11 protein-coding genes are annotated in these 15,955 nt (G+C 67.2%); 7 read left to right on the top strand and 4 right to left on the bottom strand.

What is annotated here, in order from left to right:
• Positions 1-78: 78 nt before the first annotated feature.
• From JZ791_RS39890 to JZ791_RS39880, 3 genes are all read left to right on the top strand, one after another.
• Positions 79-1,272, top strand: a complete 1,194-nt coding sequence (locus JZ791_RS39890) for a L,D-transpeptidase (RefSeq protein WP_438804615.1) — start codon at positions 79-81, stop codon at positions 1,270-1,272.
• Positions 1,273-2,301: 1,029 nt separating this feature from the next.
• Positions 2,302-5,151: an SGNH hydrolase domain-containing protein gene (locus tag JZ791_RS47270; protein ID WP_438804614.1), complete on the top strand. Its 2,850-nt coding sequence runs from the start codon at positions 2,302-2,304 to the stop codon at positions 5,149-5,151.
• A gap of 104 nt (positions 5,152-5,255) precedes the next feature.
• The gene (locus JZ791_RS39880) at positions 5,256-5,780 is read left to right on the top strand and encodes a dihydrofolate reductase (protein WP_216902465.1); all 525 of its coding nucleotides are present in this window, start codon (positions 5,256-5,258) and stop codon (positions 5,778-5,780) included.
• Between the two features lie 245 nt (positions 5,781-6,025).
• Here JZ791_RS39880 and JZ791_RS39875 read toward each other — a convergent pair whose 3' ends face one another.
• The 4 genes from JZ791_RS39875 to JZ791_RS39860 all read right to left on the bottom strand — a co-directional run bounded on the left by JZ791_RS39875 (position 6,026) and on the right by JZ791_RS39860 (position 9,873).
• On the bottom strand, positions 6,026-6,790 hold the full coding sequence (locus JZ791_RS39875; RefSeq protein ID WP_216902463.1) for an SDR family NAD(P)-dependent oxidoreductase: 765 nt from the start codon (positions 6,788-6,790) through the stop codon (positions 6,026-6,028).
• 118 nt (positions 6,791-6,908) lie between these two features.
• Complete coding sequence (locus JZ791_RS39870) at positions 6,909-8,063, bottom strand: acyltransferase (RefSeq protein ID WP_216902461.1); 1,155 nt, start codon at positions 8,061-8,063, stop codon at positions 6,909-6,911.
• A 477-nt stretch (positions 8,064-8,540) separates the two neighbouring features.
• Positions 8,541-9,080 (bottom strand): cupin domain-containing protein, encoded by a 540-nt coding sequence (locus JZ791_RS39865; RefSeq protein ID WP_216902460.1) that lies wholly within the window; start codon positions 9,078-9,080, stop codon positions 8,541-8,543.
• Positions 9,073-9,873 (bottom strand): alpha/beta fold hydrolase, encoded by an 801-nt coding sequence (locus tag JZ791_RS39860; RefSeq protein ID WP_216902459.1) that lies wholly within the window; start codon positions 9,871-9,873, stop codon positions 9,073-9,075. Before JZ791_RS39860 ends, JZ791_RS39865 begins: the two co-directional genes overlap by 8 nt.
• 122 nt (positions 9,874-9,995) lie before the next feature.
• Between JZ791_RS39860 and JZ791_RS39855 the strand changes: the two genes are divergently transcribed.
• The 4 genes from JZ791_RS39855 (at position 9,996) to JZ791_RS39840 (ending at position 14,923) form a co-directional block, all read left to right on the top strand.
• The gene (locus JZ791_RS39855; RefSeq protein WP_216902458.1) at positions 9,996-10,676 is read left to right on the top strand and encodes a TetR/AcrR family transcriptional regulator; all 681 of its coding nucleotides are present in this window, start codon (positions 9,996-9,998) and stop codon (positions 10,674-10,676) included.
• A 469-nt stretch (positions 10,677-11,145) separates the two neighbouring features.
• Positions 11,146-12,846, top strand: a complete 1,701-nt coding sequence (locus tag JZ791_RS39850) for a hydrogenase maturation protein (RefSeq protein WP_308163400.1) — start codon at positions 11,146-11,148, stop codon at positions 12,844-12,846.
• Between the two features lie 75 nt (positions 12,847-12,921).
• Positions 12,922-13,785 carry an MHYT domain-containing protein gene (locus JZ791_RS39845; protein ID WP_308163399.1) on the top strand — a complete coding sequence of 288 codons (864 nt, stop codon included), beginning with the start codon at positions 12,922-12,924 and terminating at the stop codon, positions 13,783-13,785.
• 145 nt (positions 13,786-13,930) lie between these two features.
• The gene (locus JZ791_RS39840) at positions 13,931-14,923 is read left to right on the top strand and encodes an LLM class F420-dependent oxidoreductase (RefSeq protein ID WP_216902457.1); all 993 of its coding nucleotides are present in this window, start codon (positions 13,931-13,933) and stop codon (positions 14,921-14,923) included.
• The last annotated feature ends 1,032 nt before the right edge of the window (positions 14,924-15,955 follow it).

The raw sequence follows: 15,955 nt of genomic DNA, 5'->3' as shown, positions 1-15,955 counted from the left end.
GGATCGGTCCCCCCGGCCGCACCCCCGCCCAAAACGCTCTCGGGCGGCTCCGGCTCGGGCGGTGGCCGGACGAAGTGGATTCTGATCGCCGCGGCCATCGTCATCGTCGTGGTGATCGCGGGCGGCGCGGTGGCGCTACTGGGTCATTCCGGCTCGAACAGCCTGGCCGGCGGGCATGCCACCACCTCGCCCGCGCCGCCTCCGGCGGCGATCACCGTGCAGAACTCGGGCACGACTCCGATCAACCCGAGTCAGCCGATCGCCGTCCATGTCAGCAACGGCCACCTGAGCACGGTGACAGTCGCCGACGGCAGCGGTAACAACATCGCCGGCGCGCTCACCTCCGATCAGCTGTCGTGGACCAACACCGACCCGCTGACGTTCGGCGCCACCTACACCGTCACCGCCGACGCGGTGAACCCCCAGGGCACGCACAACAAGCAGACCTTCACGGTCGCCACGATCCCGGCCCCGGCCGGGCACACCGCCTACGCCAACGTGGTGCCCGCGCCCGACGTGGTCTCCCAGACCGGAATCGGCGTCGGTCAGCCGATGGTGTTCCAGTTCACGAAGCCGGTCAGCAACAAGGCCGAGGTGCAGAAGCACCTGCACGTCACCGTTACTCCGCCGCAGCCCGGCGCGTGGTACTGGGTCGACGACAAGGACGTGCACTACCGCGGCCCGAACTACTGGCTGCCGGGCACCAAGATCCACATCGAGGCGGATGTGGTGGGCCTGGACCTGGGTGACGGGGTGCTGGGTGCGGAGAACAACAGCGCCGACTACACCGTGCACGACGCGATGGTGGCCAAGGCCGACGGCAGCAGCGATCAGCTGACCATCTTCGACAACGGCAAGCAGATCAACCAGATGCCGATGAGCCTGGGTTCGCCCGGCTTCCCGTCGCACGAGGGCCCGCACATCATCTCCGACAAGCAGCCCTCGATCGTCATGGACTCGTGCACGTACGGCACCTGCCAGGGCCAGGCCGGCTACTACAAAGAGACGGTCTACCTGGACGAACGGATCTCCAACGACGGTGAATTCGTGCACTCCGCGCCCTGGTCGGTCGGCCAGCAGGGCAGTAGCAACGTCTCACACGGCTGCGTGAACCTCTCACCCGCCAACGCCCAGTGGTTCTACGATCACTTCGGCATCGGCGACGTCGTCGAGGTCACCAACTCCGGCGGTCCCTCCCTGCCCGTCTGGGATACCTACGGTGACTGGGAAGTCCCGTGGTCCACCTGGCAGGCAGGCAACGCCAACAGCTGATCCACACCCGACCCGCCGGCCGCATCGAATAGCCGTCGATGCGCTGGCGGGTCGCGCGGCTGCTGGACCCGCCTTCCCGCAGCATGGTAAGAGAATGGCTGTGCCGGTTCCCTCGATGATGTGTGCAGCCTGGATGCCCCACCTCGCGTCCGAGGCAACCACTGCGCACCTACCGGAGATCCCCGCACGCTCCCGATGCTGGAGAGTTGCCACGCCCCCTGGGGAGCCTGAGCACCCCAGGTCTGTCCCTCTCGGAATCATCGCGACCCGTCGACGAATTACCGCACGACACGACGCTGCCCTCGCGCAACGTGGGGAATCCACCGTGCGGCCACGGGGGTGTCATCCGCGGTGATGCGTCGTTCGAGAGAATCACAGACGCCACGCACCGCACCGCCCGCGACCGGAGGGAACGACAGGCCAGCGTCGTGGAGCGACTCAGCGAAAAGGTCGGATACACCACCCGACAGTCGCCCGGCAAACGACCGTACTGTCCCAAGCCGATATTTCAGCGCCCCATCCGAGCCCTCGAGCGATGCGGCAGATGGACGTTCCAGCGGCCCGACGGTGAGCGCGAGTGATGCGGACACCCAGAGCCCCTCGGGAACGGGCTGCACTCCCCCGGACCCACATACTGTCGAGATTGCCGCGACCCCGCATTCCGGCGTTCCTGACGAAGACCCGAACGGACTGGGAAGCGGTTCAGCCACCTTGGACCAGCACCCCAGCGCATCGCCCGCCGAGGCGGACGCAGCGGCAGAAGACTCAGCTCGGTACATCGGAATCCTGAACGGACCGGAAAGTCATGCGGTCGACTCGGATCGACGCACGTGCGGCATACCAGCCGGGGCGGACGCAAATCTGGTTACCTCGTATCGGCGCACAGGTGGCCCAGCGGCGGGCGCGAGGGGCGAGAGCTCTCGGGAAACGGGGCGCATTCCTCCGGGCGTGTATTCCCGCGGTACTGCCGACGACTCGAGCGGCCCGGTAAGCAGTCCGGGCGGCCCGTCCACGGGGGCGGAGTGCTCGGTGGGGTCTATCGGAGTCGGACGTGCGCCGGTGGCTCGCGCGAATGTGTATCGCCTCGATCTGGATGGATTGCGGGGTGTTGCGATCGCGCTGGTTGTGGTCTTTCACGTGTGGTTCGGGCGGGTGTCCGGTGGTGTGGACGTGTTTTTGGTGTTGTCCGGGTATTTCTTCACCGGGCTGCTGGTGCGGCAGGCCGAATCGGGCTCGGTGCGGGTCGGGTTCACTGTGCTGCGCACGCTGCGGCGGCTGCTTCCGGCGCTGGTGGTTGTGCTCGCCGCGGTGGTGGTCGCGACGGTGGCGCTGCGGCCGATCACCCAGTGGGGTGATGTCGCCGATCAGACGCTGGCCTCGCTGTTCTACTACCAGAACTGGCATCTGGCGATGGGCTGGTCGGATTATCTGGCCGCCGATCCGTCGGTGAGTCCGTTGCAGCATCTGTGGTCGATGTCGGTGCAGGGGCAGTTCTATCTGGCGATCACCGTGCTGCTGGCGGGGGCGGCGTGGGTCTGTCGACGGATGCGGCGGCCCGGGGCGTTGCGTCCGGCTCTGCTGGTATTGCTGGGCGTGCTGACCGTGTCGTCGTTCCTGTACGCCAGGCACGGGGTGGACAACCAGCAGGGCTGGAACTACTACGACTCGTTCGCGCGCGCCTGGGAGCTACTTTCCGGCGCCCTGCTCGCACTCGCGGCGCCGTGGCTCTCACCGCCTCGGCTGGTGCGTTCGATACTGGCGCTCGCCGGACTCGCGGTGGTGGCGGTATGCGGCAGGCTGGTCGACGGCGCTGCGGTCTTCCCCGGGCCGTACGCGCTGATCCCGGTCGGCGCGACCGCCGCCTTGATCCTCGCGGGCAACAACCTCGCCCCGCCCGCGCGCCCACGCCTGCTGCGGTATCTGGCCGCCCGCCCCACAGTCGAACTGGGTGCACTGGGCTACGCGCTGTACCTGTGGCACTGGCCATTCCTGATCTTCTTCCTGGCCGAACGCGACACGCCCACAGCAGGATTCGCCGGCGGCATCGCCGTCATCGCAATATCACTGGTCCTGGCGTACGCCACCCACCACTTGATAGAGGAACCCTTGCGCCTGCGCTCGCCGAGCAACGCCGCACCCACCCTCAGCACGCGCACCTCACCCGACCACACAAGATCCGCCGGCTACTCCAGCACACACAACCCGATCGGACGTTCCAGCGGCACAGAACCATTGGACACCCACCCAGTCGAACGCTCCGAGTCCCTGAAGTCCGCGCCGTCCAGCGTGATCGAACATGCCAGCAGCACAAACGCATTCGCCAGCGGCCCAGTCGAGCATGTCCAGCCGACCGCAGCCCTCGTGCCCTCCGCACTCATCGAGCACGCCGCACGTCTCGAGTCCGGCATGCCCGGCGAGTCGGTTACCCCCCTCATGGCCGGCAAACCCAGCTTGATCGAACATTCCAGCAGCACAAACTCATTCGACCCCCAACCGGTCGAGCACGTCCAATCCACCGCGCCCCTCGAGCCCAGCACGCCCAGTTTGATCGAACATGCCAGTACCGCAGACGCGTTCGATGCCAATCCGGTCGAGTCTGCCGTGCCCGCCCCGGTCGAGCCTGTCGGCGCCGATCGGCCCGGCACACCCGGCGGGCATATCGAGCCAGCCGCGTCTGCTCGGTTCGGCAGAGCCAGTTCCTTCGAACATTCCAGCGGCACAGAGGTACTCGACGGTCACCCGAGTGCGCCCGTCGAGTCCGTCACGCTCGAGAAGCCCATCCAGTCCGTCGCGCGCGGCGCGCTCCGTGAGTCCGCCATCCCTGACGAGCAATCCGCTTCGAGCACAGCGACTTTCGGTGCCTCGAAGCGCGCATCGCGGGCGACCGCGGGGGCAGCCCGCCGAGCCGGAGTTCGTCGCGGGAACATCCGCTACCGACGGCGAGTGGGTGCGCTGGTAGCCACGCTCGGCGTGCTCGCGATCGCGGTGAGCGGGGGATGGCGGGTGGCCATGGGGGCGAATCCGCCGCGACCGCCGACGTCTCTGAATCCCCTGGAGTATCCCGGTGGGGAGGCACTGGCCTCGGGGGTGCGGGTGCCGCATGCGCGGATGCGGCCCAGCGTGCTCGAAGCGCCGGACGATGTGCCGCAGTCCACCGCCGACGGGTGTATCTCCGACTTCGACACCACCACGTTGATCACCTGCGACTACGGCGACACCTCCGCGACGCGCACCCTCGCGGTGGTGGGCAGTTCGCACGCCGAGCACTGGCTGCCCGCCCTGGACATCCTGGCGCACCGGCATCGGTTCCGGCTGCGGGTGATGTTCAAGATGGGATGTCCGCTGACGGTGTCGGACAACGTCTCCTACAAGGGCCAGACGATCCCGGACTGCCGCGATTGGTCCCGGCAGGTGATCGATCTGCTCGGCCGGCAGCGCCCGGACTGGGTGTTCACCACGGGCACCCGGCCCCGCGATGGAGTCGGGGACGAGACCCCGCAGGATTACCTGGACGTGTGGTCGCAGCTGTCCGAGCGCGGCCTGAACGTGCTGGCCATGCGCGACACGCCGTGGCTGCGCAGGGACGGGGTGCGCTATCGTGCCACCGACTGCCTCGCGCGCGGCGGCACCAGCAGCGGATGCGGGCTGCCCCGGGACTACGCGCTGGATCCGGTCGACCCGGAGATCGCGCCGGCGTCCCGATTCCCGAACGTGGTCCCGATCGATCTCACCGACGCTGTCTGCGCGCCGGACGTGTGTCCGGTCTCTGCGGGCAATATCCTGATCTACCACGACGAACACCACCTGACCGCGACCTACTCGCGCTCGCTGGCGCCCGCGCTGGAGCGGACGTTGCGGCCGATCCTGGGTTGGTGGTGAGCGGCCCGGGTGATCTTTCCGACACGCGTTCAGATAGTTAGCAAAGGTAAACTATTCGGTGAGCGCGCCCACGGGCGCATCGCGTACCAGGGAGGTGAGCTTCGATGAGCGACAGCACCACCGACACAGGCTCCGGTAAGCGCACGATCGGGTTGATCTGGTCGCAGACCCCCGACCGGGTGATCGGCGCCAACGGCGGCATCCCATGGGAGATCCCCGAGGACGTCCGGCATTTCCAGGCCATCACCGGCGGGCGCACGGTCATCATGGGCCGCAAGACCTGGGACGCGCTGCCCGAGGCCGCGCGCAACGCACCCGATCGCCGGACCGTCGTACTCACGCGCGACCCCGAGTGGTACGCCCCGGGCGCCGAACGCGCCGGATCCATCCCCGAGGCCCTGGCGCTGACCGACCCGGACGAGGTGTGGATACTCGGCGGCGCGGAGATCTTCGCCGAGGCCCTGGAGTTCGCGACGGTCATCTCGATCACCGAGGTATACGTGAAGACCAAGGGCGACGCGTACGCCCCAGCGATCCCGAACAGCTTCATCATGGCCTTCACCACCGGCCTGAAGACCTCCAGCAACGGCAAGGACAAATACCTGTTCCGCAGCTACGCGCACCAGTAGGGGCCACCGCGAAACCCCATGTGCCGCAGGTATCGAAACCGGCGCCGGCGATCCGCACGGGCCGATCGCATGACCTCCGACGGTCGACGCGACGACCAGCGCGATCTCACCGCCAGCAGCCCCGCCACCACCGCATTGGGTAATCCCGCGCGAAAATCAGCGGCATATGCGTCAGAGCGCAGCCACCGGTCCAGACCCTCGACGGACATCGGCTCCCCCGCTGACGTGAAGAACCCGCCAACCGCTCAGCGAGCGCTCCAACCGCCGTCCATCACATACGACGAACCGGTGACCATGCCGGCGTACGCGGAGACCAGCCAACCCACCAGGGACGCGACCTCGCCGGGTTCGATGAGCCGTTTGATCACACTCTCGGTCAGCAGCACCTTCTCAACGACCTCCTGCTCGGCGATGCCGTGCGCGGCGGCCTGATCGGCGATCTGCTTGTCCACCAACGCGGTTCGCACGTAGCCGGGATTGATGCAGTTGCTGGTCACGCCGTGCGGGCCACCCTCGAGCGCGGTCGCCTTGGACAGCCCCTCGAGGGCGTGCTTGGCGGTGACGTACGCGGATTTGTACGCCGACGCGCGAATCCCGTGCACCGAGGAGATGTTCACGATCCGCCCGAACTCGTTCGCGTACATGGACGGCAGCGCCGCGCGCACCAGCAGGAACGGCGCCTCGACCATCAGCATGAGCATGTCGTGGAACCGGGCGGGGACGAAATCCTCGATGGAGCTGACAGTTTGGATGCCCGCGTTGTTGACCAGAATGTCGGTCTCCAAGCGCAGATCCTCGAGCGCGGCCACATCCATCAGATCGACCGCCCAGGCGGCGCCGCCGATCTCGCGCGCCAGAGCCGCGGCGGCGTCGCCGTCGATGTCGGCGACGGTGACGGCCGCACCGCGCGCGGCCAGCTCCCGCGCACACGCCGCCCCGATCCCGGCCGCACCGCCGGTCACCAGCGCCGACCGTCCGGACAGGTCCGCAGAATCACTGTGTGCTGTCATAGGACCTCAACCTTATCCGCACCCGGTAGATCGGCCCGGTCGACAACCTCGAGGTCGATCCCCGGATCTCGCGCACGAACGGCACGACACCCTCCTGGGAATTTCCCGGGAGCCCGCGTCACCCGCGTGATTCACTGGCGGCGGGCTTGCCAAAGGCCCGCCGGACAAGACCGGCGTAGTCGGTGCGGATCATCGGACGCCCGTTGAGCCACATGCTGCCGGGAACCCGGCGCGTGATCTCCGCGCCCGCCAGGGACATCGCCAGGACCAGCAGGTACACGATAGCCGTGGTCCAGAGCATTCCGATGCCGGCCTCCCAGGGCAGGATGTACGGCGCCAGGATTTGCAATGCCAACGGGTGCAACAGGAATACCGCGAACGACCGGTCGGAGCCGTAGGACACCGCGCGGGAGGCGAACGAGTCCGGCCGCCGCCGCGAGGCCCACCAACAGCTCACTGTGTACTGTCCCGCGATGACCAGCACGAAGAAGACGATCATGTGTGGCAGGAAGATATTGCTGGCCTGCATCGGCGGTATGCCGTTGTGGGTCCCGCGCAGATAGTCCAGCTCCGTCAGCAGCGTGGCCACGACCGTGGCCGTGACGATCCAGGGACCGAACCGGCGCACGGCCTGACTCACCGCGTCCAGATGCCACGCGGCGACGGCGCCCAGCATCACGAACAGCGGATAGGCGATCACCACGACATAGATGCGGCCCCAGACGTCGGCGAGGAATCCGGTGAGCACCGGCGGATGCACGAACAACCACATGAACACGACCTGCAGCACCGCGCAGACGGCCAGCACCCACTTGTGATACCCCTCGGTCGCGTTCAGCAGCTTCATGATCAGCGGGAACAGCAGATACACCTGCATGGTGACCAGCAGGAAGTACATCTGATACCAGGCGTTGCCGGTCGCGAGCTCGACGACCAGCTGCCACAGGGCCTGCCCGATCGACAGATGCCATATTCCGAGGTAGAGCGCGTACGCCCAGTAGAACACCGACCAGACCACGTACGGGATTCCGACCAGGGCGAATCGCCGCCGCCAGAAGGAGGTCGCCGTGAAAGGCCGGCGCGCGTACTGATAGACCAGCACGAATCCGGTCAGCGCGAAGAACGCCAGGCGAGTGAAATGCAGCAGCATCTCCAAGCCCTTCGCGGGCACCGTGTCCGGTGCGGAGCAACCACTGATCACGTGGTCCGCGATGACGCAGGCGAAGGTGACGACGCGGAACAGATCGGCCTGATACAGGTACGGTCGCTTCACCTTTCGCGGCGCCGCATTCTCTGCCGGCTCAGTCTGTACGGGCGCGAGATCGGAGACCGTCACGGCCCCAGTCCTCCCGGTTCCGTGCTCGTCGTGCGTCATCTACATCCTCGCGTCGGTTGCGCCTCATCGTTCCATCGAACCGACCGCGACGCTTCGGGTCCGCCAACAGAATCCGTGGCGGCAGCAGTCGTGTTGCACACCCGGAGACGGCACCTAGCGGAGAACTGTTCGGCGACAACCCGGTTCGGCGGGACAGAATAGCAAATTCCAACCATCCGGGACTGTACAGAGACCCTCCCCGATCACAACCAGGCAGGTCACGATGCAATTTCCGATATCGCTCGAGCAGAGCGATATGCCTTCCGGCGGGCTGTGCGATCCCTCCGAGGACCGTGCCCGGCAGTGTGCGCCGTACAGGACACACACCGCTTCAAGATCGGATCGCATGGCCGGACTCTGCAGAGCGCACCACCGTCAGTGCGCGTAATCGGTGGCGGGTTCGGTCGCATACCGCGCCATGACCCCGATCACCTCCTGCGGGGTCGGCGGGTGGCCCGCTTCGATCATGGTGCGCAGGTCGCGGAAGTACTGCACGTACAGATCCGGGGTGAAGGTGTTGAGCATGACCGCGGGCTCGTCGAAGGGATTGGCGAAGGTGTGCGGTGCGCCGGGCGGGACCATGACCAGGGTGCGCGGGCCGGCGTCGTAATCGGTTGTGCCGACGGTGAATCGCACCCTCCCGGACACCACGTAGAAACCCTCGTCGTGCCGGGCGTGCCGATGCTGTGGCGGCCCTTCGATGTGCGGTGCGATCTCGATCTCGGCCACTCCCAGCCGATGCCCGGTGTTCTCGCCGTCTTCGAGGATGCGCAGGACCACCGGCCCGGACAGCGCGACCTCGGCATTCTCGGAGCCGACGATCGTCACCTCACGCCGCGGGGCCCCGTCGTGCGCGCGTCCCGGGTCGCTCGTGGAATCACCTGTGCCCACGGTATTTTCGCTGTGCTCATGCATCGTGCGCCGCTGTCTCCTTGTCGAACGCCGCCAGTGCCGCCGACAGTGCGTCGGGCGTCTCCAGCTGGGGCAGGTGCCCGGTCTCGGTCAACAGCTGAAATCGTGCGCCCGGTATTGCGGCGGCGAACGCGCGGCCGAGGTCCGGCGGCGCGATCCGGTCGCTCTCGCCGGAGATCACGAGAACCGGAACCTTGACCGCACCCAGTCGCCCGCCGAGTGCGGGATCGACCATCTCGGCCCCGCCGTAGGTGGCCAGCGCGGCCCGGTTCGCGGCCCCGATCGCCTGCTGTTCGGGTGTGAAGCTCGACGGATCGATCCGGAACTTGTCGGGCTCGTGGTAGCTGTAGTCGGCGACCTCGCTCAGCGGCAGGGAGAAGAAATCGACCGGGGTATATCCCGGCACCTCGAGTCCGACCGCGCCGACCAGTGCGACGCGGTCGATCCGCGCACTGCCCAGCGTGGCCAGCTCGGCGGCGATCCATCCGCCGATCGAATTGCCGATCACGCCGACCTCGCTGACGTCGAGTTCGTCCAGCAGGCTCGCGTAGAGCCGGGCGAGTCCGCCGATCGTGTGCAGCGCCTCGGGCCGGGGGGTGCCCCCGAATCCGGGATGGACGGGGGTCAGCACGCGCGCGCCCCGCTCCTCGGCGAGGCGTGCGCCGAAGTCGAGGACGGACTGCGGGCCCGCACCGCCGTGCAGCAGCAGAGTCACCGGCCCGTCGGCGGGACCGGCCTCGGTGAGGGTGACCGGGACGATGCCGAGCCCGGGAACCGGGATGGAATAGGTGATCATTCGGGATAACTCCTCGTTCGTAAGAGTGAACTCTCACCAACCGTAGACCCGTGCCCGATCTCATGCAAGTGCTCTCTCATGAAGAGAGTAAGCTCGCAGAAACCAGCAACGGAGGTGCACACATGCCCGGACAGCCCGCGACCGACAAGACAACCGCCCCTGAGAACCAAACAGCCCGCGGACCCGCGAACGGCCGCTCGAACCAGAAGGAGCGCACCCGCCGGGCAATTCTCGACGCGGCCGGGACACTCATCGACTCCGGCGAAGAGGCCACCATGCCCGCCGTCGCGCGGGCCGCGCGAGTCTCCGAGGCCACCGCGTACCGCTACTTCCCCGATCTGCCCTCGCTGTTGCGCGAGGCGATGCAGGAATCCTGGCCCGGCGCAGCGTATGTCATGGCTCCGATCGCGGACGTGACCGATCCCGCCGACCGCGTCGCGCACGCCACCGAGGTCCTGCTGCGGCACACCCACGCGCACACTCCCGCGGTTCGCGCGACGATAGCCGCCGCGTTCGCCCGCCCCGCCGAGGCGATTCGGCCCGCCTATCGACTCGGCCTCATCGATGCCGCGCTCGCCCCGCTCACCCCACCGGCGAACCCCACCGAAGCGCCCGGTCCGGACTCACACACCGTTGCGAAGCTCACGCCTACGTCGCTGACGCAATTGCGACAAGATCTCGCAGTCATCATGAGCGCCGAGGCGTTCTTCACACTCACCGATTTATGCGGATTATCCCCCGAAGATGCCATCACAAGCGTAGTGTCTCTGGCCCGCTCCATCACCACCGCACGCCTTACCTGACCAGCCCTTGGCGAATTCCAGAGAAACCGCAGTTCACAACCGGTACACCGGAAATGCGCGGCCGCGCAAAACGGGACAACCGTGCAGGTTGTTCTCACTGCTGGAGACCTCAGCGAAAAATTAACGCCCCGATTGCGCCATTGCCGATTGCCGACAGGATGCCATCGACCCAACCCAACCATCCGGTCACCCTGTGGCGCCCGCGCAAATACGCCCGGACTTCCCTTATGTGACAACATCAACCCTTCGATCGCCGATAACCTGCCAATAACCGATGCCAGAAATGCGATCTTGGTCGCCCTCGGATAGCTTGGCGGCCAACCGAACTCACCCGTCCGACACGCCAGTCATGCGTACGCCGTATAGCATTCGCAAAGATGCATCTTGCGCGCCACTTGGCTAGTTTCTGTCTGAACCAACACCCACATCGGGTGCGACCTCGACGAAACAGCCCTGATGGAGGAGTACCGTGCGCATCCTGCTGGTCGCCAGTGCTTTCAACAGCCTCACCCAGCGCGTCCACACCGAGCTGCACGACCGACACCAGATCGGCGTCGAACTGGCCCTCGGCGACGACTCGCTGCGGGCCCGCGTAGCGGACTTCCGCCCCGATCTGATCCTGTGCCCCATGCTCACCGCCGCGATCCCGGACGACGTGTGGCGCGAGCACCCCGTCCTGATCGTGCATCCGGGTCCGATGGGCGACCGCGGCCCGTCCTCGCTGGACTGGGCGATTTCCGAGGGCTTCACCGAGTGGGGGGTGACCGTCCTGCAGGCGGTCGCCGAGATGGACGCCGGGCCGATCTGGGCCACCGAGACATTCCCGATCCGCCCCTGCGGCAAGAGCGAGCTCTACCGCAACGAGGTCGCCGACGCCGCCGTGCGCGCGGTCCTGCTGGCCGTGGAGCGCTTCGCCGGCGGCGCCTACACCCCCGAACCCCTCGACTACGACCGTCCCGACGTGCGGGGACAGCTGCGGCCCTACCACTCGCAGGAGTTCCGCCGCATCGACTGGTCCACCGACACCACCGAGACGGTGCTGCGCAAACTCCGCGCCGCCGACTCCCAGCCCGGCATCGTGGATACCCTGTTCGACCGCGAATACTTCCTGCACGGCGGGCATTTCGAGGATCAACTGCGGGGCGTGCCCGGCGCGATCATCGCCACCCGCGACGGCGCGATCTGCCGCGCCACCGTCGACGGCGCGGTGTGGATCCCGCAGTTGCGCCCGCGCAAGGTTCCCGGCGCCGTCGCGACCGGAACGGCCGCGTTCAAACGTCCCGCCGCCGACGTGCTGGGCACGGCGCTGGCCGACGTCGTCGAGGTCCCGGTCACCCCGGCCGAGGCCGCGGCCCGGAACACCTGGTCCGAGTTGCGCTACCGCGAACACGGCTCGGTCGGCTACCTGGAATTCGCGTTCTCCGGCGGCGCGATGGACACCCGCCAGTGCCGCCGGCTGCTGAACGCCTACCGCCAGGCCTGCCGCCGCCCGATCGACGTGCTGGTCCTGGGCCCGGCCCGCGACTTCTTCTCCAACGGAATCCATTTGAACGTGATCGAGGCCGCCGCCGACCCCGCGCAGGAGTCCTGGCACAACATCACCGCCATGGACGACCTGGTCGAGGCCATCCTCACCACCACCGACAAACTCGTCATCTCCGCCATCACCGGCAACGCCGCCGCGGGCGGGGTGATGCTGTCGCTGGCGGCCGACGAGGTCTGGTGCCGTGAGGCGGTCGTACTCAACCCGCACTACCGCCTGATGGGCCTGTACGGCTCCGAGTACTGGACCTACAGCCTGCCCCGGCGGGTCGGCGCCGTCGAGGCCGAGCGCCTCACCCGCACCACCCTGCCGGTCGGCGCCCGCGAGGCCGTCGCGCTCGGCCTGGTCGACCGTGCCATCCCCGGCAGCGTCGAGGAATTCTGGGACTGGGCGCGCGAGGCTGCCGCCGCCCTGGCCGCCGCACCCGAACTGGCCGAACGTCTCCTGGCCAAGAAGCAGCGCCGCAGCGCCGACGAAGCCGTCAAGCCCCTTGCGGCGTACCGGGAAGAGGAGTTGACGCAGATGCATCGCAATTTCTACGCGCCGAACGAGCCCTACCACGAGGCACGCCGCGATTTCGTACGAAACACCAAACCGATCGTCACCCCGGCGTACTTGCTCGGGTAAATGATCAGCTTCACATACCTCGCTAGTTGAACTAGGGTCCCTGCATCGCTTGTTCAGTATCAGACGGAGTACCACGTGCTTGTAATTGATCACTTCAGCTACGGCTGGGTGACACCGGTTTTGGCCTACATCATGTCTGTCATCGGCTCGGTACTCGGACTACGGTGTGCGTTCCACGCGCGCAATTCGCAGCGGCCCGGCGGCTGGCTCGTCGCCGCGGCGATCGCGCTGGGCGGCGCGGGCATCTGGGTCATGCACTTCACCGCGATGCTCGGCTTCTCCATTCACGGCGCCTCGATTCGCTACGACATCCCGCTGACCTTGGGCAGTGCGGTCCTGGCGATCGCGGTGGTGTGGGTCGGGCTGTCGCTCGTGGTGCGCTGGCGGCGGGAGATGCTGGCACTGCCGATCGGCGGCGCGATCACCGGTATCGGCGTCGCGGGCATGCACTACATGGGCATGGCCGCGATGAAATCCGACGTCACCATGCACTACAACACCGGCACCGTGGTGCTGTCGGTGCTGATCGCGGTCGTCGCGGCGACCGCGGCGTTCTGGTTCATGCTGCACGTGCAGGGCTTCCCCGCCACCATGGGCGCGGCGGTGATCATGGGCGTGGCCGTCACCGGCATGCACTACACGGGCATGGCGTCGCTGTCGGCGACCAGGCCCGCCCAGGATATGGGCGGTATGCCCATGTCCGGCGGCGTGGACCCGATGCAGTTGCTGACCCCGCTGATCATGACCGTCACCCTGGTCACCATGATGCTGATCGTGCTGGTCGGCGTCGCCGAACTGGACGACCGCGGCAAGGCCGATGCGGCCGTGGCCGTCCCCCTGGCAGGCGGCAGGCAACCGCAGGTGCTCACCACCGACCCGACGGCACTGCCCTCGAGCGGGCGCGCCTGGCCCCGGGCCGCACCGACCGATGACGACTGACGCCTGATTTTTCGGGGGCCGCACGCGGGAATCCACCGGCCGGACGGGACGTTGTCACCGACGTCTCCAAACCGGACAGTAGATTCAGTATTGCGACAGCCCGCCTACTCCCGCGGGCCCCGATCAACAGGCAAGGAGTAACTCCGTGCGCTTCGGCATCTTCATCCCGCAGGGCTGGCGGCTCGACCTGGTCGATATCGACCCCGCACAGCAGTGGACGGTGATGCGCGATCTGGCCCGGCGCGCCGACGCCAACCCGGATTGGGAGTCGCTGTGGGTGTTCGACCACTTCCATACCGTGCCCGAGCCCACGACGGAGGCCACCCACGAGGCGTGGACGCTGATGTCCGCGTTCGCCGCCAGCACCGATCGTATCCGCCTGGGCCAGATGTGCACCGCGATGAGTTACCGCAATCCGGCCTATCTGGCGAAGGTCGCGGCCACGGTCGACCTGGTCTCCGGCGGCCGTGTCGAAATGGGCATCGGCGGCGGCTGGTACGAGCAGGAGTGGCGCGCCTACGGCTACGGATTCCCTTCCGCCGGTGAGCGTCTGGGACGCCTGGACGAGGGCGTGCAGATCTTCCGCCAGGCCTGGACCACCGGCCAGGCCACCCTGGACGGCAAGCACTATCAGGTCGACAACGCGATCGTGCGCCCACTTCCGTTGCAGGAGGGCGGGATTCCGCTCTGGATCGCCGGCGGCGGGGAAAAGGTGACCCTGCGCATCGCCGCGAAGTACGCCAAGTACACCAACTTCACCATCGACCCGGAGGGTTTCGCGCACAAGTCCGAACTGCTGCGCAAGCACTGCGCCGCGGTAGGCACCGACTTCGACGCCATCACCCGCAGCGCCAACATCCACGTCGTCACCGGCTCCACCCGCGCCGAGATCGACGAGCGCCTGGAGGCCCTGAAAGCCCGCTGGACCCCGGTGCTGGGCGCGGAAAAGGCCGCGGCCCAAGTCGAACAGCAATACCGTGTCGCCCCCGGCGTCGGCACACCAGAGCAGATCATCGAAAACCTCCAGCGAATACGCGATCTGGGCCTGGACTACACCATCGTCAACTTCCCCGACGCCGCATACGACACCTCCGGCATCGAGTTGTTCGAACGCGAGGTAATCCCCGCCCTCCGCTGAGCGCGCCGCGATCCCGATTTGCCTACGCGGCATCCGCACGGACCCTGTCACCCCGGCACTGTCCGTTGCCAATTGAGCCGACGAAAGATTCTCGCGGATGAGCGTGCGGTGCGTCAGGTGTTCGGCAACGTCGGTCCGTCTGAAGCGGTGCCGCAGAATGGTCCGTGACCTGCGGTGCGCCAGGCACGTGGCGGATATGCCAGTCGGCTGGCAATGGACAGGCACACATTCGGCACCCGTCACCCCGGCCTGTGGCTAGATCGGTAGATTCGGACGCGTTAGAACGGTGGATTCGGACGACACTGCCTCGACAGCCCCTATCGCACCGACGAATTCGGACCGCAAATCCAGCGCCGCCGACAATGCCGCATCGGGCGCAGGTCGCAACCAGATCGGCAGGTCCAGCGTGGTGATCGCCGTGCCCGGTGCCGTCGGAATTCACCAATCCCGGATCGCGCCGGAGAGATTGGCGGCGCCGTCCGGCAGCCCGACGAATACCGTCCGAATTCGCCGTCCTAGCCAGGCACGCTCTCGGCACACCATCACGCCGCCATGCTCTCGGAGCCCCGCCGTTCCGGCATGCGCTTCGCCAGGATCCACTATCCCCCAGTGGATCCGCCCCCAACGTGCAGAACAATGGAGGGTTCGTACGGGAATATCACGTACATCATCGCCAAGCTCGGCGAATCCCGAACGCCAATCCGGCCTATCGCTGCATTTTTCGGCCCCGAAACTCCGGTCCCGGACAATCACCCCCACAGAATGCAGCGGGAGGCCGGTGCTCCGGCACCGACTCGAAACCACACCGACAACCCGCCACGCGCTGGTGCACGACCACCACGCCGAACCACACGGTGCGTGCAGACCCGCACCCCCCACGCGATACCCGGCCTCCCCGCCGCATTTTTCCGCCACGAAACCCTGGTGTCCGACGAATACGCCCCAAAAATGCACCGGGAGGCCGGTTCTCCCCGCCACCCGCCCCGACACCACACCCAAAACCGGTCTCAATGCACGGCCGCGACCACACCG

Origin of the sequence: Nocardia alni (assembly GCF_019038435.1) — a bacterium.
Classification (GTDB): Bacteria; Actinomycetota; Actinomycetes; order Mycobacteriales; family Mycobacteriaceae; genus Nocardia; species Nocardia alni.
Note: the sequence above shows the minus strand (reverse complement) of the source record. Positions and strands in the feature narration are given on the sequence as shown.